The following is a 26,637-nucleotide window of genomic DNA, read 5'->3' as shown; positions in this document are numbered from 1 at the left end:
ACTCCTTAGTTTTCATCCCAATTTAATGCTCTATCTAAATGCACATAACCTCCATCTGGCATTAAAATTTGCCCTGTAGTATGTGAAGCAAGGGGACTAAGTGTAAAAACCGCTGTATTTGCAATTTCCTCTATGGTAGTAAAACGATGGCCTAAAGGTATAGCTTTTGCGATTTTTTCATATTGCTCTTTAGGATTAGGAAAATTTTGCAGCCATTTTTCATAAAGAGGAGTCATAACTTCAGCAGGAGCTATAGCATTTACCCTAACATTATCCTTAGCAAAAGCACAAGCCCATTCTCTAGTAAAACCCATTTGAGCCGCTTTGGCCGAAGCATAAGCTGAAGTTCTTCCTTGTCCTGTGATGCCTGTTTTACTCACTATATTTAAAATACTGCCTTGTTCTTTTTTAATGTAAGGCAAACATTCTTTTGTCATAGTATAATAATGAAAAAGATTATTTTCATAAGATTTTATCAAATCTTGAGTACTTGTATTTTCAATATGTAAATTATCATTTGCACCTGCATTATTTACAAGAGCATAGATTCCACCATGTTTGATAGCAACTTTTTTTACAAGCTTTTCAATTTGCTCATAATTTTTTAAATCAATTTCATAAAATTCATACTCACTGGATAATTTTTTTAATTCTTTATCGTGCTCTTTAGGTATAGATCTTGAAAAAATTACAGGAATTCCGCCTTCGCTTGCCCATAATTTAGCAATACCATACCCAATACCTTTAGCCCCTCCTGTAATAATACAAACCTTATTTTTAATTTTTAAATCCATTTATTCTCCTTTATCTAAATTTAAAGTTATTTTTAAATGTATTAATACCAATACACCTAAAATTGCTATCAATGCTAACACTATAAGTCCAAACTCAACTCCAAAATGATTTTCTATATATGTTTTTAAAGTAGGAGCTACAAAACCTCCTAAATTTCCCAAGGATCCTATAAGAGCAATAGCAGCCGCGGCTCCTTTTCCTTTTAAAACTTGAGTTGGCAAATTCCAAAATATAGGCTGAATGACTATAAAACCTATAGCAGCCAAGCTAATAAAAAATAAAAATGCCGCCAAATTTGTAACAAAAGTTGAAGCTATCATGCTCAAACTTGCTAGCAGTAAAAATAAAATCGCATGTAAATTCCAAGAATGTTTTTTATCAGCCAATGAGGTAAATATTGGCAAGGCGATAAAAACAAAAATCCAAGGTATGGCATTTAAAAGTCCAACTTCAAAACCTACATTTATTTGCAATATTTGGGCAATTTTACCTGGTAAATAAAAAAGCACTCCATAAACACTTAATTGAATACAAAAATAAACAAATACAAATTTCCACACCAAAATACTTTTAAAAATATCTTTTATAGAATAATCCTTAGCTTTAGTATTGGAAATTTCAATATGTTTTAGCAAAATATCTTTTTCTTTTATATCTAACCATTTTGCATCTTTTGGATGTGAATCAAGATAAAATAAACAAAAAATACCTACTAAAACGGTAATACCTCCTTCTATTAAAAACATCCATTGCCAATTTTTAAAATATATATTTGGTGTATAATCAAGTATAAAACCGCTAATTAAAGAACCAAAAACAAAAGCAATTGGAACTCCCATTTGATAAATTCCATAAGCCTTAGATCGATATATAGCTGGGAAAAAATAACTAAGGTATAAAATAATGCCTGGACTAAAACCTGCTTCAGTTAAACCCAATAAAAATCTTAATACATAAAAACTTATTTCTCCTTGTATAAAAATCATTGCCATAGTTACAAGACCCCAAGTGATCATTATACGGCTCAACCAAATTTTTGCTCCTAATTTATGCAAAAATAAATTTGAAGGCACTTCAAAAATGGCATAACCTATAAAAAATATTCCAGCACCCAAAGCATAAGCAGCCTCACCGATGCCTGCATCAATTTCTATATGAGATTTAACAAAACTAATATTTGTTCTATCAAGCATGGAAAGACAAAACATTAAAACAATCAAAGGCAAAATACGCCAAGATATTTTTTTACATACTAATTCTAACTTTATTGAATTTACATGTTTCATTACTTTACCCTTTAACAAGTTGTAGCAAGTCTCCAAACCGAAAAGTCGTTTTGTTCGTTAAGCTCCGCTTTTACCAATTCTCCTTTAGAAATTCGAACGATTAGATCTATAAGCTCATCACGCACTTCTTCTTTTGTTTTTACCCCATCTATAATGCTTCCTGCGTTAATATCAATAGCATCATTCATATTTTCATAACAAAAAGTATTAGAACTCATTTTGATAGTAGGCACGATAGCAGAACCCGTTGGAGTGCCACGACCTGTAGTAAAAACACAAATATTTGCTCCACCTGCAACCATAGCACTAAGTTGTTCTATATCATTGCCTGGTGTATTCATAAAAGTTAAACCTTTAGAAACTACAGGCTTAGCATAATCAATCACATCCATTAAGGTTCTAGTTCCTGCCTTATAAACACAGCCTAAAGATTTTTCCTCTATAGTACTAAGCCCGCCTGCCATATTTCCTGGGCTAGGATTTGCTCCTCGAATATCAGCATGAAAAGATTTGACTAAATTCTCATAAGCTAAAATCTTATCATATGCCTTTTTAGCTATTTCATCGTTTTTTGCTCTCTTAGCTAGTATGGCTTCACAACCTATAAGTTCTGTAGTTTCTGCTAAAATTACCGCACCACCCTCATCGATTACAAAATCACTCAAACTTCCTAAAGCAGGATTAGCACTAAGTCCGCTATAGCTATCACTTCCACCGCATTCTGTGCCTAAAATCAAATCACTGAAATCTCCTTCACTTTTTTGTAATTTTGCAGCACTTTCAAGCATTTCATTGACTATTTTGATACCATTTTCAATGGTATTTTTACTACCACCACATTCTTGTATCACTAAATATTCAACCTTTTTATAAGGCGTTGCTTCTTTGATTTTTTCTGCTACTGCTTTGGCTTGTATTACCTCACAACCAAGCCCTATAATTAAAACACCAAAAACATTGGCATTGCTCCCATGACCTATTAAAACATCTCTAGTTTGTAAAGCATCAAATTCAAGCTGGGAGCAACCATGCTGATGGTTGATATAAACTGCTCCATTACATTTTCTAGCTATATTTTCACACACTTTATTAGCACAATGTACACTTGGTATGATAATGACTTTATTTCTTAAGCCAAATTTTCCATCTTCCCTTCTATAACCCATTATCTTTTTCATTTTCATTCCTTATCTCCACGACCTCTAATTCCCGCAGTATTATGGATATGCACCCATTCCCCTGTACTAATATCGCAACTTGCACTAGCTATAGCTTCTGCGTATTTGATAATAATTTCATCTTTTTTTATATCCTTTAGTGCAAATTTATGTCCGCTTGCAATATCATTTAAAAGCTCAATATTTGCCACTTTTTCGCCTTTTTTAAAGTCACGCAAAGCTGTGGCAACATTGTCTTTTTCATTGACTATAATATATCCTTTCATAGTTTTATACCTGTTTCTTTTTCTATAGTTTTAATAAGCTCTTTTGCTTCATCAAAGCGAGTGTTTAATTCTTCTTTTGTAGCAGGTGATAAAGGATGAATACTAGCATTTACAAATTCAAATCCTCTGGCCTTTAAAAGCAAAGCAAAACCCATAGGAAAAGCTATGCTCATACCAAATCTTATGGCCTTTAATAAACTTTTTTGTATTAGCAAAGCTCTGCCTATATTTTTTTCATTGATTGATTTGTAAATTTCGCTCATAAGTTCTGGAAAAACTCCACCTATGCTAGTCATAGAACCTTTTGCACCTGCTAATAATGCACCCACATAAATTTCTTCTCTTCCTACAAAAACATCAAAATTACTAGGTACTACATCTAAAATATGATTTAAAAGCAAAGCATCTCCGCTACTATCTTTTATACCCACAACATTATCAAGCTTTGAAACCTTTTCTATAAATTTTAAGCTTAGTGCTGGTGCAAAAAGAGGTATATTATAAACATATAAGGGAAGTTTCACTTCAGAAGCTAAATATTTTACATATTCAAAAAGTGCATCTTCACTCAATTTATAATAATAAGGCATAGCAAGTAATAAGGCATCAAGACCTAATTCATAAGCTTTTTGCGCCAAAATAAAAGTGTTTTCATAAATTGTCGAGGTAATACCCGTGATGATAGGTATATTATTTTTTGTAGCTTTTTTGGTGAGTTTCATTAACTTAACTTGCTCTTCCACGCTCAAAGCTTGAGAATCCCCTGCACTTCCATTACAAAACAATCCGTTCAAGCCTTTAGAAATACCAAATTCACAATAGCGAATAAATTCTTTTTCATTGATACTTCCATCATCTTTATATGGAGTAAGTAAAGCCGGTAAAGTTCCTTTTAAAATTCCCATTTTTTTCCTTTCGTATATACAAAAATATATTTATATACAAAAAATATAACAAAATATTTGTAAAAAAATCAAGCTGTCAACTTGGTAAAAATTCGTATTTTATTCTTATTAACTGCCAATTTTTACAAAAAAATATTAAAATTAATAAATAATAAAAATTATGATTTTATGTTACTAAAAGTAAAAAATATGCTAAAATTTATAAAAATAAAACAAGGATAAAGACAATATGCATCAGCCCACTCTTAGAGTATTAAATATTCTAGAATTACTTGCAAAAGAAAAGCTTACCTTAAGTGCTATAGCTAAAAAATTAAACATTCCTGCTGGAACTCTTTGGCCTATTTTACAAACTCTTCAAGAAAAAAAATATATCAAATGTGATTTAAAAAATAAAAGTCATTATTTGGATTTTAAGATTATAGAATTAGGATGTAATATAAAAAATGAAAATAATATTTTTGAAATAATCAAAAAGCATATGAAAAATATAAGAAATTTAACCAATCAAACTTGTCAAATGGGAATTTTAAAAGATGGAAATGTGCTTTATTTAGAAAAAATTGATGCCAATAATACAGTACAATTAAAATCTTTTATAGGCACTTCGTATCCTGCTTATGCAACATCTTTAGGCAAAGCCTTACTATCAAATAAAAATAAAAAGGAATTAGAAAAACTTTATCCTAAAAATTTTGATAAAATTACAGAAAACACCTTAAATAATATAAATGAACTCTATCAACAAATCAAACAAATTAAAAAAGAAAAAATTGCCATAGAAATTGGAGAAATGAATCCTCAAATTGAATGTATGGCTATAGGCATAGAACATAAAAATAAAATAATTGCTGCCATTAGTATATCTTATCTAATTTATTGCTCTAATAAAGCTTTTAGAGAAAAAAATAAAAAAATACTTCTAGAAGAAAAAAATAAAATAGAAAAAGTTTTAAAAATTTATTTTAATGATTTAGATACACTGTATTAATATAGCCCCGAAGGGCTATAAAATAGAGTTTTATTCTTGTTCTTTAAGTTTTAAATTTTGTTCGCCATAAAGCCCTGTTCCAACAGGAATCATTCTACCTAGAATAACATTTTCTTTTAAATCTTCTAAGTAGTCAAATTTACCTGCTATACTTGCTTCAGTTAAAACTTTGGTAGTTTCTTGGAATGAAGCCGCAGAAATCACACTATCACTGCCTATCGCTGCTCTTGTAACACCTAAAAGTACAGGCTCGGCAATAGCTGGTTCTCCACCCATTCTAATGATTCTTTCATTTTCTTCACGGAATTTACGTCTTGAAACCAAATCACCTTCAATAAATTTCGTATGTCCACTATCTACAACTTTTACTTGTCTTAGCATTTGAGAAACGATAACTTCTATATGTTTATCAGAAATCACAACACCTTGTCCGCGATAAACTTGCTGAATTTCAGAAATCAAATAATAATGCAAGGCTTTTTCACCTAAAATTTTAAGCACATCATGACTCGAAACAACTCCATCTGTAAGTTTTTCACCTGCATGAATAAACTCTCCATCTCTTACTTGAATATGTTTTGATTTGTCGATTAAATACTCAGCACTTGTTCCATCTTCTGCTTGGATAATAATTCTTTCTTTAGAACGCAAAGGCTTATCAAAACGAACAACACCATCAATTTCTGCAATCACAGCCGCATTTTTTGGTTTTCTTGCTTCAAAAAGTTCAGAAACTCTTGGAAGACCTCCTGTAATATCCTTTGATTTAGCTGCTGCTTTTGGAGTTTTTGCTAAAATATCTGCTTGAGCAATTTTATCGCCATCATGAACAAAAATAACGGTTTTTGGTTCAAGGTGATAACGCACAGCTTTATCACCTTTTCCTGCAATTACCAAAGTTGGTCTAACTCCGCTAGGTAAATACTCATTAATTACTAAAGAACGCTTACCTGTAGCTTCATCAATTTGCTCATCAGCACTATAACCTGCTTCAATATCCTCAAAGCTTACAACACCATCAATTTCTGCAATGATAGTATTATTATAAGCATCCCATTCTGCAATCACTTTTCTTTCTTTTTTAGGAGCACTTGCAATGATAGTATTTGCGTCATCGATTTTTTCACTATCGTTAAATTCTATCTTAGATTCTCTTGGGATATAGTGTCTTTTTGCTTCTCTATCATTTTCATCAGCAATCACTACAAAGAATCCTTTTTCTTTAACAATATCACCTTTTTTAACATTTTTTACTCTATCTAAACCATCGCCTTTAAGGATGTAAAATTTGAGTGTTCCTTTTTCGCCTGCTTTGATATTTTGAACTACAGGCTCGCCATCTTCTACTAAAATTTCACTCGCAAAAGGAATACGATTTGGTACATTCCAACCCTCTTTAATCACTTCTACGATACTTTCATTTTCTTCTACTTGCATGCCGCTTTGATATGGCAAATAAAGTTTTCCATCTATACTGCCACTTACACCTGCTAATTCATTTGGTTTAGCAAGATCGTATTTTCTTAATATGTATTTTACTTCTTGTTTTTTATCTTTAATAGAAACAATCACATCTTCATGAATATTTTCTATATTAATCACACCTTTAAATGGAGTTTTGATTTTTGGCTCCACAAGTAAAACCGCCGCATTTCTACGATTTGCTACGATATTTTTACCTTCTTTGTTTTTATAAGTTTTAAGATTATAAAATCTTATAAAACCTTCTTTTTGTGCGCTTACTTGTCTATCTTGTAAATCCGTACTTGCAGTTCCCCCGCTATGGAAAGTTCTTAGAGTTAGCTGCGTTCCTGGTTCACCGATAGATTGAGCGGAAATAATTCCCACTGCTTCGCCTGGTTTTACTAATTTACCTTCACCAAGATTGATACCATAACATTTTGCACAAATTCCTTTTTTAGCTTTGCAGGTAATAGGAGTGCGAATATTGACACTTTTTATACCGCTTTCGCCAAGAATTTTTGCTTTTTCCTCATCCATTAAAGTACCTTCTGCAAAAAGCACAGAATTTGTAATAGGATCAATCACATCCTCAGCTAAAACCCTGCCTAAAATTCTTTCTTCTAAAGTTTCTATAATAGAACTATCTGCGGTAATTTCATTGATTTCAACACCCTCATGTGTTCCACAATCTTCAATGGTAATTTTTACATTTTGTGCAACATCGATGAGTTTTCTTGTCAAATAACCCGCATTTGCTGTTTTAAGAGCGGTATCTGCAAGACCTTTTCTAGCACCGTGAGTTGAAATAAAGTATTCAAGAACATTTAGCCCTTCACGGAAATTTGAAATAATAGGCGTTTCGATAATAGAACCATCAGGTTTGGTCATAAGTCCTCTCATCGCAGCAAGCTGAGAAATTTGAGCTGCACTACCCCTAGCACCAGAATCTGCCATCATATAAATAGAGTTAAAACCTTCTTTATCTTTTTCTACAAGCTTCATCATTTCTTTTGAAAGAACATTGTTTGTACTTTTCCAAATATCAATGATTTTATTGTATCTTTCCCCTGAAGTAATCAAACCGAGATTATAAGAATTTTGAATTTCTCTTACTTGTTTTTTTGCTTCATCGATAGCTTTTTGTTTATCATTAGGAACAATAATATCTGCAATCGAAATTGAAATACCTGCTTTAGTTGCATATTCAAAACCTAAATTTTTAAGTCTATCCAAGAAACTTGCTGTAATCTCTAAACCACCTTGTTTATAAACATAATCCACAAGCGCAGCAATGTCTTTTTTCTTTAAGACTTTATTCCAGCTATTTTCAGGCACAAAATCAGGTAAAATGGATTTAATAATCAATCTTCCTGCTGTAGTGGTAATCTTTCTACCATCTACCATAGTTTGTATACTCGCATGAATATCCAAACACTTGCTTTCAAGCGCCATCATCACTTCATCAATGCCTGTACAAATTTTATGCGAACCTTTAGCACCGGCTTTTTCCAATGAAAGATAATAAATTCCTAAAACCATATCTTGCGATGGAACGGTTACAGACTTACCGCTTGCTGGCAAAAGAATATTCATTGATGAAAGCATAAGCACCTTACATTCCGCAATGGCCTCTTGAGAAAGTGGCACATGCACCGCCATTTGATCCCCATCAAAGTCTGCGTTAAATGCTGCACAAACCAAAGGATGAAGTTGTATAGCCTTACCTTCCACTAAAACAGGATGAAAAGCTTGAATAGAAAGTTTATGTAAAGTAGGCGCACGGTTTAGCATAACAGGATGCCCTTTTACTACCTCTTCTAAACATTCCCAAACTTCATTGGTTTTATTTTCTATCATTTTTTTAGCTTGTTTTACTGTGGTTGCATAACCTTTTTCTTCAAGCTTAGCTAAAAGATGTGGCTTAAAGAGCTCTAAAGCCATTTTTTTAGGTAAACCACATTGATCCATTCTAAGTTTTGGACCTACAACAATAACGCTACGACCTGAGAAATCCACCCTTTTACCTAGTAGATTTTGTCTAAAACGTCCTTGTTTCCCTTTGATGATTTCACTTAAAGATTTTAATGGGCGTTTATTTGCTCCTTTTACAGCATTAGCACGACGACCGTTGTCAAAAAGTGCATCAACAGCCTCTTGAAGCATTCTTTTTTCATTTCTGATAATGATTTCAGGTGCATCAAGTTCCATAAGTTTTTTAAGACGTGTATTTCTATTGATAACACGACGATATAAGTCATTCACATCAGAAACTGCAAATTTTCCACCATCTAAAGCCACTAAAGGACGCAAATCTGGCGGTAAAACTGGAAGATTTGTAATCATCATCCATTCAGGACGATTTGGTACGGCTTCATCACTATCGGTATTGGCGTTTAAATTTGAATTTAAGAAATTTTCTACTACTTTTAAGCGTTTAATGATGGTTTTTTTCTTAGCCTCTGAATTTGTAGCCGCCATTTCTTCTTTAAGCTGATTTAAAAGTGCCACAAGATCTAAATTTGCAAGTAAATCACGAACAACTTCTCCACCCATTCTTGCTTTAAAGCCACTATTTTCATAGCGTTGCATTAAATTTTGATATTGCTCTTCGTTTAAAACATCACAATATTCCACTTTTTTAGTACTTTCATTATCATAGAAAGCATCGCCTGGATTTTCAACGATATAAGCTTCATAATAAAGCACACGCTCAAGATCTTTCATCTTAACACCCAAAAGCGTTCCTATACGGCTTGGAAGAGAATTAACATACCAAATATGAGCCACAGGAGTTACAAGCTCGATATGCCCCATTCTAGAACGACGCACTTTTGAATTTGCTACTTCAACACCACATTTTTCACACTTAACGCCTTTAAAACGCATTTTTTTGTATTTACCACAAAGACACTCATAATCTCTTATAGGTCCAAAAATCTTTGCACAAAAAAGCCCATCTCTTTCAGGCTTTAAGGTTCTATAATTAATAGTTTCTGGTTTTTTTACTTCTCCATAAGACCATGATTTGATTTTTTCAGGACTTGCAAGTCTCAGTTGAAATGCTTCAAAATCTCTAGGTCTTGCATCTTCTTTAATTTCTATTACTTTAAATTTACTCATTATCTTCATCCTTATCAAAAATCTCAACATCTAAAGCAAGAGATTTAAGCTCATTGGTTAATACAAAAAATGTTTCAGGAATTCCTGTTGCTGGAACATTTTCACCTTTTGTCAATGCTTTATAAGCACTAAATCTACCTTCTACATCATCTGATTTTATGGTTAACATTTCTCTTAAAGTGTGAGCCGCTCCATAAGCTTCAAGTGCCCAAACTTCCATTTCTCCAAATCTTTGTCCCCCAAAGAGTGCTTTACCACCCACAGGTTGTTGGGTAACCAAGCTATAAGGTCCTGTACTTCTTGCATGAACTTTTTCATCAACCAAGTGATGGAGTTTTAGCATATACATACATCCTACATGAACACGCTCTGCAATTTTTTCACCTGTGCGTCCATCATAAAGTTCTGTTTTGCCGTCCATATCTATCTTGGCCATTTTAAAAAGCTTGCTAAATTCTTCTATATTTACACCTTCAAAAACAGGAGTAGAAAATTTAACTCCTTTACTCCAGTCTCTAGCATAGTTTAAAAGCTCTTCATCGCTTAAGCTTTTAATAAATTCTTTTTCGTTTGCAAGTCTTGGAATAGAACAAATTTCAAGCATTTTCGCTCTTAATTCTTTAAGAAAATCTTTTTGCTTTCTATCAAAAATTTCTTGAATTTGATCCCCAAGTCTAAGTCCAACTAAACCTAAATGACTTTCTAAAATTTGACCTATATTCATACGACTTGGAACGCCAAGCGGATTAAGCGCAATATCCACGCTCTTACCATTTGGCAAATAAGGCATATCTACTTCAGGAACTATAGTTGAAACTATACCTTTATTTCCATGACGTCCTGCCATTTTATCACCGACTTTAAGCTTTCTTTTTGTAGCAATATAAACTTTAACAAGCTTAATTACCCCACTTGGTAAAATATCATCTTTTTCTAAAATTTCAAGCTTTTCATCGTGTTCTGCTTTTAATTTTTTCTTCTCATTTTGGAAATGATTTTTTAAATCATCATATTCTTTTTGAATCTCTTTAGAATAAGCTTTAATCAAAGTTGTTAAAGTAAAACGATTGATTTTTTCAAGTTCGCTAATATCTGCAGTTTGTCCTTTTTTATAATTTTTATCTCCAATTTTTTGATCGCTATTTAAAGAGGCTTTGGAAAGAAGAGCACAAACACGAAGCATTTCTTCTCTATCCATCATCAAAAGTCTATCATGATGCTCTTTTTCTAAAGCCATTTTTTCTTTATCATAAGATTTTATTGCGCGATCATCTTTTTCATAGCCTTTTTTAGTGAAAATTTTAACATCCACAACAACACCCTCTAAAGAAGCGGTTGCATAAAGGGATTTATTCACAACATGTCCTGCTTTTTCTCCAAAAATCGCTCTTAAAAGTCTTTCTTCAGGAGTTGGTTTAACCTCACCTTTTGGAGAAACCTTACCCACCAAAATCATACCTGGTTTGATATGGGTACCAATTTTTGCAATACCGCTCTCATCAAGATGCGCAACATCTTCTTCTTTTACATTTGGAATATCTTTGGTAATTTCTTCTATACCGTCTTTTAGTTCTCTTGCTTCAATTTCTTTTTCATAAATGTGCACGCTTGTAAAAGTATCTTCACGAATAATTCTCTCACTTACAACTATAGCATCCTCATAGTTATAACCATTCCAAGGCATAAAAGCGATTAAAGCATTTTTACCTATAGCAAGTTCGCCTTGATCCATAGAAGGACCATCTGCGATAATTTGTCCTGCTTTTACTATATCACCTTTTTTAACAATAGGGTGTTGAATATAATTTGTATTTTGATTGGTTCTTAAATTTTTCTCCATAGTGTAATGGTCAATAAATGGACCTTTATCATCTTCACCTAAAATGAAAATGCTTTTATTATCCACTTTCTCAACCACACCGCCACGCTTTGCTTTAACAGCTTCCCAAGCATCACGCGCAATAATTTGTTCCATACCTGTTCCTACTATCGGAGCTGAAGCAGTAAGAAGTGGCACAGCTTGACGTTGCATGTTTGAACCCATTAGTGCTCTGTTTGCATCATCGTGCTCTAAAAACGGAATCAAAGAAGCCGCAACCCCAACAACCATACCTGAGCAAAGATCGATTAATTGCACTTCTTCGCGTCTTGCAAGTATAGTTTCACCATCTTGTCTAGCCTCAACAAATTCTTCTACTATATTGCCTTTAGCATCAACCTTAGTTGAAGCTGGTGCGATAAATAAGCCTTCTTCTTGTGTTGCTGTAAGATAAACAACTTCATTAGTCACTTTACCATTTACAACTTTTCTATATGGTGCTTCAACAAAGCCAAGTTCGTTTACTTTTGCATAAGTAGAAAGAGTGTTAATCAAACCAATATTTTGACCTTCAGGTGTTTCAACTGGACAAATTCTACCATAATGTGTCGCGTGAACATCACGCACTTCAAAACCTGCTCTTTCTTTTACAAGTCCACCTTCACCAAGCGCTGATAAACGACGCTTATGAGTAACCTCGCTTAAAGGGTTGGTTTGATCCATAAATTGCGAAAGCTGACCTCCTGTAAAAAATTCAATGATAGTTGTAGTAATCATTTTAGGATTGATTAAATCATAAGGCATTACTTTATCAAGATCCGCATTTAAAGAAGTAAATTTATCTCTGATCGCCTTTTGCATTTTTGCAAGACCTAAATGAAGTTCATTGGCTAAAAGTTCACCTATAGAACGGATACGACGATTTCCTAAATGATCTCTATCATCAATATGTCCTTTACCATTTTTTACTTTAATTAAATATTTTGCAGTTTTAATAATATCTTCATTAGTCAAAACAGTAACATACTCAGGTACTTCAAGACCTAATTTATGGTTCATTTTCATACGACCTACCTTGGTAAGATCGTATCTTTCAGGATTGAAGAATAAATCATTTACAAAAGCCTTCGCTGCATCTTTTACCACAGGTTCACCTGGGCGCATAACTTTGTAAATTCTAATCGCAGCTAAATCATTTTCATCATCGATATTTTCACTTTGTTTAAGAAGTTTTAGAGTTTCTCCATCTTGAGCAAAGGAGTTAATAATCGCTGCATCAACGCCATTAGCCAAGTCATTTGCTATATCAAAACTTTTTTGCTCTTTAATCTTAGCAAGCTTACTCTCATCTAACAAAGTTAAAGAATCAAATAAAACCTCTCCACTTTCTTTATCAATAATAGGATTTGCTAAATAACGATTAAGTAAAATTTCTACAGGATATTCTATCCATTTTAAACCGTCTTTAATAAGCTGTTCTGCTTTTTTCTTTGTAAGTCTTTTTCCAGCTTGATGAACGATTTTTCCTTTTTCATCTTTAATATCATATTCTATTCTATCCATAAAATCATTTGGATTAAATTCTGTTAAAAATTTATCTTTTTTCACATGTATAGTCTGAATAGGATAAAACAACTTAATAATATCTTGTTTTTTATACCCTAAAGCTCTAAAAAGCATAGTTACAGGAACTTTTCTACGCTTATTGATTCTTACATACAAAACATCTTTGGCATCGTATTCAAAATAAAGCCACGAACCACGATCAGGAATAATTTGTGCTGTATAAACAAGCTTATTTGCAACCGTTGAACTTTCTTCTTCTTTAAAAATAACACCAGGGCTTCTATGTAATTGATTTACAACCACCCTCTCAACCCCATTAATGATAAAAGATACACGATCTGTCATTAAAGGAATTTCGCGGATATAAATTTCTTGTTCTTTAATATCTTTTACGCCAACTTTTTCCCCTGTTTTTTCATCTTTTTCATGCAGAGTAAGACGGATTTTCATTTTTAAATTTACAGAATAAGTCAAACCTCTTTCCATGCATTCGCGAATGGTATATTTTGGCTTGCCTATTTCACTACTAACATATTCAAGACTCAATCTATTTTGCGGATCATGAATAGGAAAAATTGATTTAAAAACTTTTTCTATACCACTTTCACCATTATCAAGATTTAAAAAATAATCAAAACTCTTTTTTTGTAATTGTAGAAGATTTGGGATTTCTATTTGTTTTGAAATGTTTGAGAAGTCTACTCTTAAACGATTTCCTAATTTATTATCTAACATATCGCACATACCTCATGGTAAATTTTGTAAATTTAAAAAAGAAGACCTAAAAATTAGGTAAAAATAAAAAAAGAAGACTTGCCTTGGCAAATCTTCTTCTAACTTTAAAGCTTAAAATTACTTAAGTTCTACTTTAGCACCAGCTTCTTCAAGTTGTTTTTTAGCTTCCTCAGCTTCAGCTTTAGCCACACCCTCTTTTAGAGTTGAAGGAGTTTGCTCAACTGCATCTTTTGCTTCTTTAAGACCAAGGCCTGTAAGAGCACGAACGATTTTAATAACTTCAATCTTTTTAGCACCGCCATCAGTTAAAACGATATCAAATTCAGTTTTTTCTTCAGCAGCAGCTGCAGCACCACCAGCTGCAGCACCACCAGCTATCATTACAGGAGCAGCAGACACACCAAATTTTTCTTCAAACTCTTTTACAAGTTCTGATAACTCAAGAACACTTAAATTTGAAATATATTCTAATACATCTTCTTTAGAGATTGCCATTTTTTATCCTTTTATTTAATTTATTCAGATTCTTTTTTATTTTTAAGCGCATTTAAACCTATTGTGAAATTGGTAATTGGCGCATTCCAAACTTGCAAAAGCATAGCAAGCAACTCATTGCGTGAAGGCATTTTAGCAAGAGCTTTAACCTTAGCAACATCTGCAACTTCGCCTTCAATATAAGCTGTTTTGATTTCAAATTTATCGTTATTTTCTTCAAATTTAGCAGCTACTTTTGAAACACCTAGCTGATCTTCGCCCCAAAGATAAATATTTGTATCTTTAAGAACTAGACCTGTTTTACCGGAATTGTTAAGAGCAATGTTAGCCAAAGTATTTTTAACAATTTGAACTTTTACATTGTTTTCTCTTGCATTATTTCTAAGCTCTTCTAGTTTTTTTGTGCTAAGACCTCTGTAATTACAAACTACAATAGCTTCACTAGCTTTAAAACCTTCTTCAAGTTTAGCAATAATCTCAACTTTTTCGCTTCTAGTCACATTTTCTCCTTTCCGATTGAGATTTCAAGTAGAGTGGAAATCCAATTAAGCTTACGCCTCGACTATCTTCAATCTAAAATAAACATCTCAAAAAATCAAAAATTTTTTCAAATGTTTATTTTAAAACAAAAGAGTTGCAAAAAAGCAACTCTTATTTCATATCAAGCAATTCTTGTGTTTCAAGCTTTACAGAAGGGCTCATTGTCAAAGATAAAGCCGCATTTTTAATATATCTACCTTTAGCTGCAGCAGGTTTATGTTTGTTAATTGCCTTTACAAAAGTGCTAACATTATCCCATAATTGTTCTTTGGAAAAACTTACTTTACCAAGACCTGCATGGATATTTCCTTGCTTATCAACACGGAAATTTACCTGACCACTTTTTGCATTATTAACTGCTTGAACAACATCCATAGTCACTGTTCCAGTTTTAGGATTTGGCATTAAACCTTTTGGCCCTAAAATTCTACCAACTTTACCAACAAGTCCCATTAAATTTGGAGTAGCAATCAAAACATCAAAATTCATATTACCTTTTTGAATTTCTTCTACTAAATCATCGCTACCCACAATATCTGCACCAGCATTTTTCGCTTCATCAGCTTTTGCGTCTTTTGCAATTACAGCAACACGAACTTTTTTACCCGTTCCAGCAGGTAAAACAACAGATCCTCTTACCATTTGATCTGCATGTCTTGGATCAACATTAAGTTTTAAAGCAATTTCTACAGTCTCATCAAATTTAGCAGACTTTAAAGTCTTTATTGTATCAATTGCATCGCTTAAAGCATACTCTTTATTTGAATCAATTTTTTGTGATAATTCTTTTAATCTTTTTGCTATCTTAGCCATTTATTTTCTCCGCATTTTAAAGTGCTACCGCCTTTTACCTTGGCGGTGAAAGGATTAATCTACGATTTCAACACCCATAGAACGAGCTGAACCTGCAATAATTTTAGCAGCTTGATCTCTATCTTTAGTATTTAAATCTGCAATTTTCTTATCTACTATTTCTAAAACTTGAGCACGAGTTAACTTACCCACCTTATTTTTAAGTGGATTATCCGTACCTTTAGAAATTCCAGCTGCTTTTTTGATCAAATCCGTAGCTGGCGGTTGTTTTGTAATAAAAGTAAAACTTTTATCTGCATAAACAGTGATAACAACAGGGATATTAAAACCTGCCATATCTTTTGTTCTTTCATTAAAAGCCTTACAAAACTCCATAATATTAACACCTTGCTGACCCAAAGCAGGACCAACAGGTGGTGATGGGTTTGCTTTTGTGGCAGCAATTTGCAATTTAATTTCGCCTACGACTTTTTTAGCCATAACAAATCTCCTTACTTGATATAAATTAAATTATTTTCTCAACTTGAGAATATAAGATCTCCACTGGAGTTGAACGTCCAAAAATAGAAACATTTAATTTTAATAAACCACGAACCATATCATACTCTTCTACAATTGCAGTAAAGTTTGCAAATGGCCCTTCTGTGATTCTCACATTTTCCCCTTCTTCAAAAGAAATCTTTGGTTTAGGCGCTGCACGATTGTGAACTTTTTCCAAAATCAAATTAATATCTTTTTCTGTTAAAGGGGTTGGCTTTTTGGATTCTCCAATAAAACGACCAACCTTTGGAAGAGATTGAATGCGATGCCAAAGCTCTGTATTTAAATCAAGAAGTGCAAAAACGTATCCTGAATACAAACTTCTTTCGCTAATCTTCTCCTTTCCATTCTTAAATTCAATAACATCTTCAGTTGGAACAACAATTTCTTTAAGTTGTTCTTCAATTCCGTTATCTTTTACTAAATTTTCAATGGCTCTTTTAACTGCCATTTCACTGCCAGCATAAGTTTGAATTGCATACCATTTATGAGTACTCATTTACTCTCCTTATACGATCGCAGAAACAATAGAGGACATAAGCCAATCCACTAACGCCAAAAACAAAGAAATCACCACAACAACCACAAAAACTGTAATATAGGCATTTCTTACCTGTTCTTTTAAAGGAAAAATTACTTTCCTTAATTCGGCTTTTGATAATTTAAAATAAGTTATTAATTTTTCCATTTATTTAAACCTTAATTATGGCAGGGCAAGAGGGATTCGAACCCCCAACCATCGGATTTGGAATCCGGCGCTCTACCGTTGGAGCTATTGCCCTAAGGGCGCAAGCTTAACTTTTTAGCTTAACTTCTTTGTGAAGTGTATGTTTTTTTAATCTTGGGCAATATTTTTTTAATTCTAATTTTTCAGTAGTATTTTTACTATTTTTATAGGTGCTATAATTAATATCACCACATTCTTCACACTTTAAACCAACTTTAATTCTCATTTCAATTTTCCTTAAAAAATTAAAGCCAAGCTTTTAACTTGGCTTTATTAAATTATTTAATAATTTTAGAAACAACACCTGAACCAACAGTTTTACCACCTTCACGAATAGCAAAACGAGTTCCTTCTTCAAGTGCTACTGGAGCGATCAAGCTTACAGTAATTCTCACATTTTCACCTGGCATAACCATTTCAACACCATCAGCTAATTTAATCGAACCTGTAACATCAGTTGTTCTTACATAAAACTGTGGTCTATAGTTGTTAAAGAATGGAGTATGTCTACCACCTTCATCTTTATTTAAGATATAAACTTCAGCTTCGAAGTCAGTGTGTGGAGTAATTGATTTTGGTTTAGCAAGAACCATACCACGGATAACTTCTTCTTTTTTAGTACCACGAAGAAGAACACCTACGTTATCTCCTGCTTCGCCTTGATCCATTTCTTTTCTGAACATTTCAACACCTGTTACAGTTGTTGTTTGAGTATCTTTAATACCAACGATTTCGATAGTATCACCTACTTTTACAACACCTTTTTCAATTCTACCTGTAACAACAGTACCACGACCTGAAATTGAGAAAACGTCTTCAATTGGCATCAAGAAGTCTTTTTCAGTATCACGAGTTGGAGTTGGAATATAGCTATCAACTGCAGCCATAAGATCCATAATTTTTGCTGACCATTCACCATCTTGTCCAGCTTTAGCTTCTTCAAGAGCTTTTAAAGCAGAACCAGAAATAATAGGTGTATCATCGCCTGGGAAATCATAAGAGCTTAATAATTCTCTAATTTCCATTTCAACTAACTCTAGAAGTTCAGCATCATCAACCATATCTGCTTTATTCATAAAAACAACAATATATGGAACACCTACTTGACGAGAAAGAAGAATGTGCTCTCTAGTTTGTGGCATAGGGCCATCTGCAGCAGAAACAACCAAGATCGCTCCATCCATTTGTGCAGCACCTGTAATCATGTTTTTAACATAATCTGCGTGACCTGGGCAGTCAACGTGTGCATAGTGACGATTGTCTGTTTCATATTCAATATGAGAAGTAGCAATAGTAATACCACGCTCTTTTTCTTCTGGAGCATTATCGATATTATCATAATCTTTAAGCTCTGCCAAACCTCTTCTAGAAAGAACAGCAGAAATAGCAGCTGTTAAAGTAGTTTTACCATGGTCAACGTGACCAATAGTACCAATATTTACGTGTGGCTTATTACGTGAAAATTTTTCTTTAGCCATTTTTTTCCTCCGTATAAAAAATAAATTGAGCAAAGCAAGTCTTATATCTATATAATTTTTTCAATTCATGGAGCTCATAGCGGGAATTGAACCCGCGACCTCTCCCTTACCAAGGGAGTGCTCTACCTCTGAGCTATACGAGCGCTCAGAAAAATTATACACAATAACAGACAACAAAAACTCTTAAATGGGATATATACTGTAAGTTAAAGGTTTTAAAATACAGCTCCCAGTTCTTTTAAATTATTGGAGCGGGAAACGGGACTCGAACCCGCGACCCTCAGCTTGGAAGGCTGATGCTCTAGCCAACTGAGCTACTCCCGCAAAGCATGGTGGTGAGTCGTGGATTCGAACCACGGAAGGCGAAAGCCAGCAGATTTACAGTCTGCCCTCGTTGGCCACTTGAGTAACTCACCATAAAAATATTGCTTTTTCAATATTCTGGTCAAACACTGCTAAAATAAATGGAGCTGGTTAAGGGACTTGAACCCCCGACCTGCTGCTTACAAGGCAGCTGCTCTACCAACTGAGCTAAACCAGCAAAAATAAAAGTAAGATTATAACTCAAAAAAAAAATTTTGTCAAGACTTTTTTAGTTTTTCTATAAAATTTTAGTCTTGTAAATTTTATTATCATAAACCAATATTATTTTTATCTATTTGTGATAATCAAATAAATTTAAAAATTTCTTTGCTCTTTCGCTTTTTGGATTTTTAAAAAAACTTTTAGGATCATTTTCTTCGATGATTTTTCCTTCATCCATAAAAATAATTTTATCTGCTACAGCTTTAGCAAAACCCATTTCATGAGTAACAATAAGCATAGTCATACCCTCTTTTGCAAGATTTAACATCACTTCTAAAACTTCTCTGACAATCTCAGGATCCAGCGCTGCTGTAACCTCATCAAAAAGCATTAACTCAGGATTCATGCATAAACTTCTTACTATAGCAATTCTTTGTTTTTGTCCTCCGCTAAGTTCTCTTGGATAAGCATGAATTTTATGCAAAAGCCCCACCTTTTCAAGCCAAATTTTAGCCTCTTGTAAAACCTCATCTTTCTTTCTTTTTTGCACTTTCATAGGCCCTAAAAGTATATTTTCTTCAACACTTAAATGCTCAAAAAGCTCATAAGATTGAAAAACCATACCAACTTTTTGACGCATTCTTGGCCATTCTTTGAAATCTTTATCTATTTTTTCATTGTCAATATAAATATTACCACTTGCAATCTCTTCAAGCCCATTAATACAACGCAAAAGCGTAGATTTTCCGCACCCACTAGGACCCAAAATCACCACAACTTCCTTATCCTTAACTTCTAAATTAATATCTTTTAAAGCATGATGCGAACCATAATACTTTTGTAAATTTTCTATTTTTAGTATACTCATTTTAGCTCCATTTTTTCTCTAATTTTCTTGAATATAAAGTGATAGGATAACAAAGTATAAAAAAGATAAAAAAAATCAAACCATAAATAATAAAAGGTGCAAAATCATTTCTATTATGAAATTCTATAATTTGTTGCCCTACTTTTACAAGCTCTACCGCGCCGATTAAATAAGCAAAGGTTGTACTTTTGATCATGCGAGTAAGTAAATTCATGCTCATAGGAGTTAAACGACGCATAGCTTGTGGAATAATAACATAAGCAAAACTTTGCACCGTATTTAAACCTAAAGATGATGCACTTTCATACTGATGTTTTGGAATACTCTGTAAGGAAACACGCACCAAATCCATCATCTCAAAACAACCCCAAATGCTAAAAACAATAATAGCTACACTTACAGAACTCAAATCCCACCCAAACCATCTAGGAAAACCAAAATACACCACAAAAAACCATACTAAAAGTGGCATAACACGTACAAATTCTAAACCTAAACGACAAAAAGCATAGATATAGGTATTTTTAAAACTCATTAAAATTCCCAAAAACAACCCGCCTATCGAAGTAATAATAGTGCTGATAAATGAAATTTCAAGAGTGACAAAAAGCCCTTGCCAGAGTCTTAAAAGCGTATCGGTATTTAAAAGTTCAAGCATAAAGCAACCTTTTTTCAAACTTTAGCAAAATAAAAGACAAAGGCAAAATAATGCACAAATATCCCATAAACAACAAAAACAATAGCTCATCTGTCTTATAGGTTAAGGAATTTAAACTCTTCATTAAATTCACCAAATCTGGCAAGGCAATAATGCTAACAACTGAAGTTTCTTTGATTAAAAATATAATATTAGCACTAATACTTGGCATAGAAATAGCCAAAGCTTGCGGCAAAATCACATAACGCAAATTTCCAAATTTTGAAAAACCCAAAGAAAGTCCTGCTTCAAACTGCTGTTTTCTTATGGCTTCAAATCCCGCCCTTAAACTCTCAGCCATATAAGAACCCCCTAAAAAACTAAGTCCTACTATAGCACAAGCAAAAGAAGGTCTTAAAGTTTCTTCTACGCTTAAACAAATTAAATTGAGCGGTGGAATTTGCTCTAAATGTATATTAAATTTAGGCAAAGCATAATATAAGAAAAAAAGTTGAATTAATAAAGGCGTATTTCTTGAAAACTCTATATAAAGCTTGCAAATATTTTCTAAAATTTTTATTTTAAAATAACTCATTAAAATGCAAAACAAGCCTATTATTAAAGAAAAAATAATTCCAAAAAAGCTTAGTTTTATCGTAAGCCAAGCAGCTGTTAAAAAAGCGGGAGCTTGAGCTAATATAAAATCAAAATCCATTCTCTACCTTAATTTTACCAAAGTTCTTTTATAATCATATCTTTATTTAAAATTTCAATTTTACCTTTTTTTGTATCAATAAGTTCTGAAATTTTAAGCTCTTTTAACATTCGAGATAAAGATTGCGCTCTAACATTTAAATCAATTGCGATTTGTTTTTGCGAAATTGTATCTAATTTTTTTTCATTTTCCAAAAGATACTTTAACAATCTCGTTCTTAAATCTAATGCATTTTGAGATAATTTCTTTTCTAAAATTTTGATTTTATCAAAAAGTGAGCTGATAAGTAAAAAATTAAATTCTTTATTTTCACTGCATAAATTTTGAAAATTAATAAAATCAATTTCCAAAATTTCTCCATCTTCTTCAAAGATGGCATTAGCAGGATAATTTAATTTTTTAAAAGCAGGCATTTCTGCTATAAAATTTGGAGGATTAAAATAATGCAAAGTAATTTCTTTATCACTTGATGTACTTTTATAAATGCGTATTTTTCCCTTGAGTAAAATAAAAAATTTTTTAGCCTCTTCGCCTTCATAAAATAAAATACTATTTTTTTGAAATTTTTTTAATTTTCCTACACTAGATAAAAGTTCTAAATAATCTTTCATTATATAATATTTTCCATTCTTAACTTATGTTAAATTTAATTTATCTTATTTTTGCTATATTAACGCCATAAAATTAACATTCAAGAAAGGCTTATATGAAATTTGAAACAATTAATCAAGAAAGCATAGCAAAACTCATGGAAATATTTTATGAAAAAGTTAGAAAAGATAAGGATTTAGGTCCTATTTTTAACAATGCTATTGGAACAAGTGATGAAGAGTGGAAAGAACATAAAGCAAAAATAGGAAATTTTTGGACAGGCATGCTTTTAGGCGAAGGTGATTATAATGGGCAACCCTTAAAAAAGCATCTAGATCTACCTCCTTTTCCTCAAGAGTTTTTTGAAATTTGGCTAGGACTTTTTGAAGAAAGTTTAAATATAGTTTATAATGAAGAAATGAAAACAGTTATTTTACAGCGTGCACAAATGATAGCTTCACATTTTCAAAATATGCTTTATAAGTATGGTGGACATTAATTTGGCATTTTTTTTGCCAAATCTTTTTTTACCTTTTCTAAAATCTCCTCATCCTTAGAAAAATCAAAAAATTTAAACTCATTTCCATGTTGCATAAAACCATCGAGCAAATCTCCACTCAAACGGTTTTTAAGATCAAGCTCTGCTATTTTAAACCCATCTAAAGTGCTAGCAAATTCTTTTAAACGACTTGGAATTTCTTTAAGTTTAGTATAAAGATAACAAGTGCTTTTAAGCCCTACACGACCTACACGACCACGAAGTTGATGCAAGGTAGCAAGTCCTAAACGTTCCGCTCCTACAATCACTATCATACTCAATCTTGGCAAAGAAATGCCCACTTCCACCACTGTAGTGCTTAGTAAAATATTTCCCTCATCTCTAAAACGCTCTAAAATTTCATCTTTTTGTTTATCTTTCCCATGAGTTACAAAAACTTTTTCATAGTGACTCTGCCAATATTCTTTAGCCTGCTCTAAAGAAAGATAAGGAATATTATCACTAGCACTCACTAAGGGATAAATAATGATAATTTGATGATTTTTAGCGATTTCTTCTTTGATCTTCTCGCTAAGCTTAGAAAAGCCTTCATTTTGTATACAATAAGTTGTGATATCTTTTTTAAAAGGCATTTGTTTAATGAAACTAAAATTTAAAAGTTCAGATTGTATCATGCTTAAAGTTCTTGGAATAGGCGTAGCCGAAAACTGTATAAAATGAGGGGCAAATTCTTGTTTACTTAAAGAATGAATTTTCTCACGCTGAGCCGAGCCAAAACGATGTTGTTCATCTATCATTACAAGTACGGCATTATGGCTTTCTAAATGAATTAAAGCATGAGTACCTATAATAAGATTTGCTTTTTGAATATTTTGTTCTAAATCTTTTTCTTTTTTACCTCCTTTAATAAACAAAATATTCATAAAATCAGGCAAAAATTTCTTAGCCTCTTCATAAAGCTGATGCGCTAAAATACTAGTAGGTGCCATCAAAATAGCTTGTTTAGGATAAACCATCAAAGCCGCACCAAGCAAAACCAAGGTTTTACCACACCCTACATCACCCATAATCACACGCCTTTTGGCTTCTTTTGAGTGTAAATCTTTTTCTATATCTTTTAAGGCGTTAAGCTGATCTTTAGTAAGAGAAAAAGGCAAATCTTTAAGCCAATTGGCTATGTTAAAAACATTGATTTGATGAGCTTTAAAATGCGTTTTTTTAGCTTTTAAACGCTTTAAAAAATTATATATTTCTATATATTTTAAATCTTTGCTAAAATTTTGCAAATTTTCAAACATAAAAAAACTTTTTTCATCATAAGCATGCAAATTTAAAAGAAAATGTATATATTTATCCCCTATGCCACTTTCTTGTAAATTTTCATAATTAAGATATTTATGTATAAAAGCAGCAATTTTTGCATCTTTTAAACCTAAAATTTGATACTTTGGACTAAAACCCTCAAAAGAAGTTAAAATTTTAGGATTGTTAAATTGCCAAGTGTGATTAAAACGCGAGAGTTTAGCATTAAAAATAAGCCCTTTTCCTACCTTACAAATCCCAAAATGCCAAGCTCTAGGATGAAAAAACACAAAAGAAATATTTTCTTGCCATTCTTCACAAAAACCTAAACCAAAAAGTTGATTTTTTCTTGAACTAACGCTTTTTATAGTGATTTTTTGGGTGCAAATTTCATTTTCTTTAGGATTTTTACTTGGATTTAAATTTTCAATTTTTTTAGGTAAAAGAAGCGCTAAATCAATAGCACTTTTAATTTTTAATTTTTTAAAAAATTCAAAATCACTTTCTTTAATTTTCATTTTGTATGCTTGCAAAACTTATATTTAAAAGCTCTTGATGTTTTTTAATATAAGCATTTATGGTTTCAAGTTTAACCTTTTCCATAAGTTTTAACTCTTCTTTATAATATCCCAAATTTAAACCTTGATAAAATTCGTTAAAAGACATAGATAAACGCTTGCTTAAGCTTTCATAACGCAAAGGAGTTGATCCTATGAGAAAATTTTTAGCTTGATCAAGTTCATTTTGAGTCATGCCATTTTTTATAAAATCTTCAAAAAGCTCTTTTACGATTTTTTTAGCTTCTTTAGCGCTTTCATTTTTAGTTTGTAAATATCCAAAAACTCTAGAAAAAGACATATTCATATCAAGCATAGCATAAGCTGAGTATGCAAGACCTCTTTTAACACGAATTTCTTCCATAATCCTTGAACCAAATCCTCCTTGCCCTAGAACAAATAAAGCAATTTTTGCAAGATATAAATCCTTATCTTTAAAATCAGCAAAAAAAGGTGTAGCAAAATAAATATAAGCTTGTTCGCTTTCTGGGCGTATCAAAATTTCATCTTTAATGTTTTTGCTTAATTCATATTTTTTTGGAGTATTTTTTTTGCCTATTTGAAGTTTTGATAAGAGTTTTAAAAGATCTTCCTTGGCTTGTTTTTCTTCTAAATCTCCTCCTAAAATCACAACCAAATCGCTAAGATGGATAAAATTTTTATAAAAATTTTGTAAATCTTTTAAAGATAAGATTTCTATACTTTTTTCATCTCCATCGTTTGAGCTTTGAAATTCTTTGCATTTAAAAATTTGAGCATTAAGTAAATTTTTTGCTAAATAATCAAAATCACTATTTTTACTCGCGAGCTCACCTAAGGCATTGATTTTTAATTTTTGCAAAATTTTTTCTTCTATTCTTGGTTTTAAAAGCAATTTTTCCAAGCTCTTTAAAGCAAAATCAAAATTTTCTTTTAAACAAGAAAGATTGATTTCCAAACTTTCAAAACCACTACTTGCCTCTAAATTTATCGCTCTAAATTCTAAATCTTTAAAAAATTTATCATCCACACCTTCATTTAAAATACGTGAAAACATCTTAGCTAAGCCTGCTATTTCATCATAACTTCTAGCGCAATTTCTAAAAACAAGCTTTAAAACAACAATAGGAAAATCAGAATTTTTTTCAAAAATAAAAGGGATTTTAACACCCCTACTGTCTAAATACTGCATTAAAACCTTTCTAAAATTTCATAAGCGGTATTGCGTTTAGCTGGATTTTCGCCTAAACTTCTAATCAGCCTTATCATCTCATCTTGATTCATTCTATAACTTGCTCCTGCAGCACTTACTACATTTTCTTCCATCATGGTTGAGCCTAAATCATTGGCCCCAAATTTTAAAGCAAGTTGACCTATAAGCGAGCCTTGAGTTACCCAAGAACTTTGTAAATTTTTAAAATTATCTAAATAAAGTCTTGCTAAAGCTAAAAGTCTTAAATACTTGTTAGAACTTTGTTTCATAATCTCTGGATGTTTTTGGATTAAAGCAGTATTATCACTTTGAAAGCTCCATAAAATAAAAGCTCTAAATCCCCTTGTTTCATCTTGCAATTTTCTCAAATGCTCAAAATGATCGATGATTTCTTCATCATTTTCAACCGTTCCAAACATCATAGTAGCTGTACTTTTCATGCCGATTTTATGAGCTTGGCGATGTACTTCTAACCAAGTAGCTGTATCACATTTATTGGGTGCGATAATATCACGCACCCTATCGCTTAGCACCTCAGCACCTGCTCCTGGTATAGAAAATAAACCTTTAGCTTGTAGTCTTTGAAGTACTTCAGTAATTGAAATTTTAGATGCCTTTGCGATATAAGCGATCTCAACCGCTGAAAAACCATGTACAGTGATATTTGGATAATGTTCTTTTATCCAAGAAACTAATTCTTCATACCATTCTATTTTTAACTTTGGGTGCACCCCGCCTTGAAAAAGAATTTGCGTACCCCCAATAGCTTCAAGCTCCTCTATCTTCTTGCCTATCTCCTCAAAGCTTAAAATATAAGCATCATCTTCTTTATGATGGCGATAAAAAGCACAAAAAGAACAATCAATACAACAAACATTGGTATAATTAATATTTCTATCTACAACAAAAGTAGTGATTTTTTCAGGATGAAGTTCTAATTTTCTTTTATAAGCCATTTCTCCAAGTTCAGTTAAACTCGCATGATGTAATAAATCTAAAGCTTCTTTTTTATCCAGTCTTTTCAAAATTTTTC

At 32.3% G+C, this 26,637-nt stretch carries 23 protein-coding genes, 5 tRNA genes and 1 pseudogene; 2 read left to right on the top strand and 27 right to left on the bottom strand.

Annotated elements, in window-relative coordinates:
• Positions 1 to 5 precede the first annotated feature (5 nt).
• The 5 genes from FBF22_RS02375 to FBF22_RS02355 are packed head-to-tail and all read right to left on the bottom strand — an operon-like array spanning position 6 to position 4,430.
• Entirely contained in the window at positions 6 to 794 is a 789-nt protein-coding gene (locus FBF22_RS02375) for an SDR family oxidoreductase (protein ID WP_002884855.1), read from the bottom strand.
• The gene (locus FBF22_RS02370; RefSeq protein WP_002884853.1) at positions 795 to 2,081 is read right to left on the bottom strand and encodes an MFS transporter; all 1,287 of its coding nucleotides are present in this window, start codon (positions 2,079 to 2,081) and stop codon (positions 795 to 797) included.
• Positions 2,082 to 2,092: 11 nt separating this feature from the next.
• Positions 2,093 to 3,259, bottom strand: a complete 1,167-nt coding sequence (locus tag FBF22_RS02365; RefSeq protein ID WP_002884851.1) for a UxaA family hydrolase — start codon at positions 3,257 to 3,259, stop codon at positions 2,093 to 2,095.
• A 2-nt stretch (positions 3,260 to 3,261) separates the two neighbouring features.
• Positions 3,262 to 3,525: a UxaA family hydrolase gene (locus FBF22_RS02360; protein ID WP_002779462.1), complete on the bottom strand. Its 264-nt coding sequence runs from the start codon at positions 3,523 to 3,525 to the stop codon at positions 3,262 to 3,264.
• A complete protein-coding gene (locus FBF22_RS02355; RefSeq protein ID WP_002884850.1) occupies positions 3,522 to 4,430 on the bottom strand; it encodes a dihydrodipicolinate synthase family protein in 909 nt (302 codons plus the stop codon). Before FBF22_RS02355 ends, FBF22_RS02360 begins: the two co-directional genes overlap by 4 nt.
• A gap of 229 nt (positions 4,431 to 4,659) precedes the next feature.
• On the opposite strand from FBF22_RS02355, the gene FBF22_RS02350 reads away from it, so the two are divergent.
• Positions 4,660 to 5,421, top strand: a complete 762-nt coding sequence (locus FBF22_RS02350; protein WP_165433255.1) for an IclR family transcriptional regulator — start codon at positions 4,660 to 4,662, stop codon at positions 5,419 to 5,421.
• 30 nt (positions 5,422 to 5,451) lie between these two features.
• Here FBF22_RS02350 and rpoC read toward each other — a convergent pair whose 3' ends face one another.
• From rpoC to nssR, 19 genes and pseudogenes are all read right to left on the bottom strand, one after another.
• Complete coding sequence (rpoC, locus tag FBF22_RS02345) at positions 5,452 to 10,005, bottom strand: DNA-directed RNA polymerase subunit beta' (protein WP_002884848.1); 4,554 nt, start codon at positions 10,003 to 10,005, stop codon at positions 5,452 to 5,454.
• Positions 9,998 to 14,134: a DNA-directed RNA polymerase subunit beta gene (gene rpoB, locus FBF22_RS02340; RefSeq protein ID WP_002859036.1), complete on the bottom strand. Its 4,137-nt coding sequence runs from the start codon at positions 14,132 to 14,134 to the stop codon at positions 9,998 to 10,000. The genes rpoC and rpoB overlap by 8 nt, the downstream gene beginning before the upstream one ends.
• 108 nt (positions 14,135 to 14,242) lie before the next feature.
• Positions 14,243 to 14,620, bottom strand: a complete 378-nt coding sequence (gene rplL, locus FBF22_RS02335) for a 50S ribosomal protein L7/L12 (RefSeq protein WP_002859903.1) — start codon at positions 14,618 to 14,620, stop codon at positions 14,243 to 14,245.
• Positions 14,621 to 14,640: 20 nt separating this feature from the next.
• Positions 14,641 to 15,120 (bottom strand): 50S ribosomal protein L10, encoded by a 480-nt coding sequence (gene rplJ, locus FBF22_RS02330; protein ID WP_002884846.1) that lies wholly within the window; start codon positions 15,118 to 15,120, stop codon positions 14,641 to 14,643.
• Between the two features lie 151 nt (positions 15,121 to 15,271).
• Positions 15,272 to 15,973, bottom strand: a complete 702-nt coding sequence (gene rplA / locus FBF22_RS02325) for a 50S ribosomal protein L1 (RefSeq protein WP_002884845.1) — start codon at positions 15,971 to 15,973, stop codon at positions 15,272 to 15,274.
• Between the two features lie 54 nt (positions 15,974 to 16,027).
• A complete protein-coding gene (gene rplK / locus FBF22_RS02320) occupies positions 16,028 to 16,453 on the bottom strand; it encodes a 50S ribosomal protein L11 (protein WP_002779452.1) in 426 nt (141 codons plus the stop codon).
• A 25-nt stretch (positions 16,454 to 16,478) separates the two neighbouring features.
• Positions 16,479 to 17,012: a transcription termination/antitermination protein NusG gene (gene nusG, locus FBF22_RS02315; RefSeq protein WP_002851098.1), complete on the bottom strand. Its 534-nt coding sequence runs from the start codon at positions 17,010 to 17,012 to the stop codon at positions 16,479 to 16,481.
• A gap of 9 nt (positions 17,013 to 17,021) precedes the next feature.
• Positions 17,022 to 17,201, bottom strand: coding sequence for a preprotein translocase subunit SecE (secE, locus tag FBF22_RS02310; protein ID WP_002869529.1), 180 nt, complete (start codon positions 17,199 to 17,201; stop codon positions 17,022 to 17,024).
• Between the two features lie 18 nt (positions 17,202 to 17,219).
• Positions 17,220 to 17,295: transfer RNA gene (locus FBF22_RS02305), tRNA-Trp, on the bottom strand.
• A 12-nt stretch (positions 17,296 to 17,307) separates the two neighbouring features.
• Positions 17,308 to 17,466: a 50S ribosomal protein L33 gene (rpmG, locus tag FBF22_RS02300; RefSeq protein ID WP_002793551.1), complete on the bottom strand. Its 159-nt coding sequence runs from the start codon at positions 17,464 to 17,466 to the stop codon at positions 17,308 to 17,310.
• Between the two features lie 52 nt (positions 17,467 to 17,518).
• A complete protein-coding gene (tuf, locus tag FBF22_RS02295) occupies positions 17,519 to 18,718 on the bottom strand; it encodes an elongation factor Tu (RefSeq protein WP_002855271.1) in 1,200 nt (399 codons plus the stop codon).
• Positions 18,719 to 18,786: 68 nt separating this feature from the next.
• A tRNA-Thr gene (locus tag FBF22_RS02290) sits at positions 18,787 to 18,861 on the bottom strand.
• Between the two features lie 104 nt (positions 18,862 to 18,965).
• Positions 18,966 to 19,042 (bottom strand) — tRNA-Gly (locus FBF22_RS02285).
• A gap of 6 nt (positions 19,043 to 19,048) precedes the next feature.
• Positions 19,049 to 19,134 (bottom strand) — tRNA-Tyr (locus FBF22_RS02280).
• Between the two features lie 49 nt (positions 19,135 to 19,183).
• Positions 19,184 to 19,259, bottom strand: a tRNA-Thr gene (locus FBF22_RS02275).
• A 91-nt stretch (positions 19,260 to 19,350) separates the two neighbouring features.
• Positions 19,351 to 20,111: pseudogene (locus FBF22_RS02270) on the bottom strand (amino acid ABC transporter ATP-binding protein).
• 1 nt (position 20,112) lies between these two features.
• Positions 20,113 to 20,769, bottom strand: coding sequence for an amino acid ABC transporter permease (locus FBF22_RS02265; RefSeq protein WP_002857607.1), 657 nt, complete (start codon positions 20,767 to 20,769; stop codon positions 20,113 to 20,115).
• Entirely contained in the window at positions 20,762 to 21,463 is a 702-nt protein-coding gene (locus FBF22_RS02260; RefSeq protein WP_002859900.1) for an amino acid ABC transporter permease, read from the bottom strand. Before FBF22_RS02260 ends, FBF22_RS02265 begins: the two co-directional genes overlap by 8 nt.
• Before the next feature lie 14 nt (positions 21,464 to 21,477).
• Complete coding sequence (gene nssR / locus FBF22_RS02255; RefSeq protein ID WP_002884844.1) at positions 21,478 to 22,074, bottom strand: nitrosative stress-sensitive transcriptional regulator NssR; 597 nt, start codon at positions 22,072 to 22,074, stop codon at positions 21,478 to 21,480.
• 95 nt (positions 22,075 to 22,169) lie between these two features.
• On the opposite strand from nssR, the gene ctb reads away from it, so the two are divergent.
• Positions 22,170 to 22,553: a truncated hemoglobin Ctb gene (gene ctb, locus FBF22_RS02250; RefSeq protein ID WP_002884842.1), complete on the top strand. Its 384-nt coding sequence runs from the start codon at positions 22,170 to 22,172 to the stop codon at positions 22,551 to 22,553.
• Here ctb and recG read toward each other — a convergent pair.
• From recG to FBF22_RS02235, 3 genes are read right to left on the bottom strand one after another with little or no spacing between them, the layout of a single operon-like run.
• Positions 22,550 to 24,373 carry an ATP-dependent DNA helicase RecG gene (recG, locus tag FBF22_RS02245; RefSeq protein WP_002884840.1) on the bottom strand — a complete coding sequence of 608 codons (1,824 nt, stop codon included), beginning with the start codon at positions 24,371 to 24,373 and terminating at the stop codon, positions 22,550 to 22,552. The two genes, ctb and recG, sit on opposite strands and share 4 nt — an antisense overlap.
• The gene (locus FBF22_RS02240; protein WP_002872881.1) at positions 24,363 to 25,583 is read right to left on the bottom strand and encodes a pitrilysin family protein; all 1,221 of its coding nucleotides are present in this window, start codon (positions 25,581 to 25,583) and stop codon (positions 24,363 to 24,365) included. Before FBF22_RS02240 ends, recG begins: the two co-directional genes overlap by 11 nt.
• Positions 25,583 to 26,629 carry a dehypoxanthine futalosine cyclase gene (locus FBF22_RS02235; protein ID WP_002884838.1) on the bottom strand — a complete coding sequence of 349 codons (1,047 nt, stop codon included), beginning with the start codon at positions 26,627 to 26,629 and terminating at the stop codon, positions 25,583 to 25,585. The genes FBF22_RS02240 and FBF22_RS02235 overlap by 1 nt, the downstream gene beginning before the upstream one ends.
• Between the last annotated feature and the right edge of the window lie 8 nt (positions 26,630 to 26,637).

The sequence above is a fragment of the Campylobacter sp. CFSAN093260 genome (genome assembly GCF_012890095.1).
Lineage (GTDB): Bacteria > Campylobacterota > Campylobacteria > Campylobacterales > Campylobacteraceae > Campylobacter_D > Campylobacter_D jejuni.
This window is presented reverse-complemented; position numbering and strand designations above follow the sequence as displayed.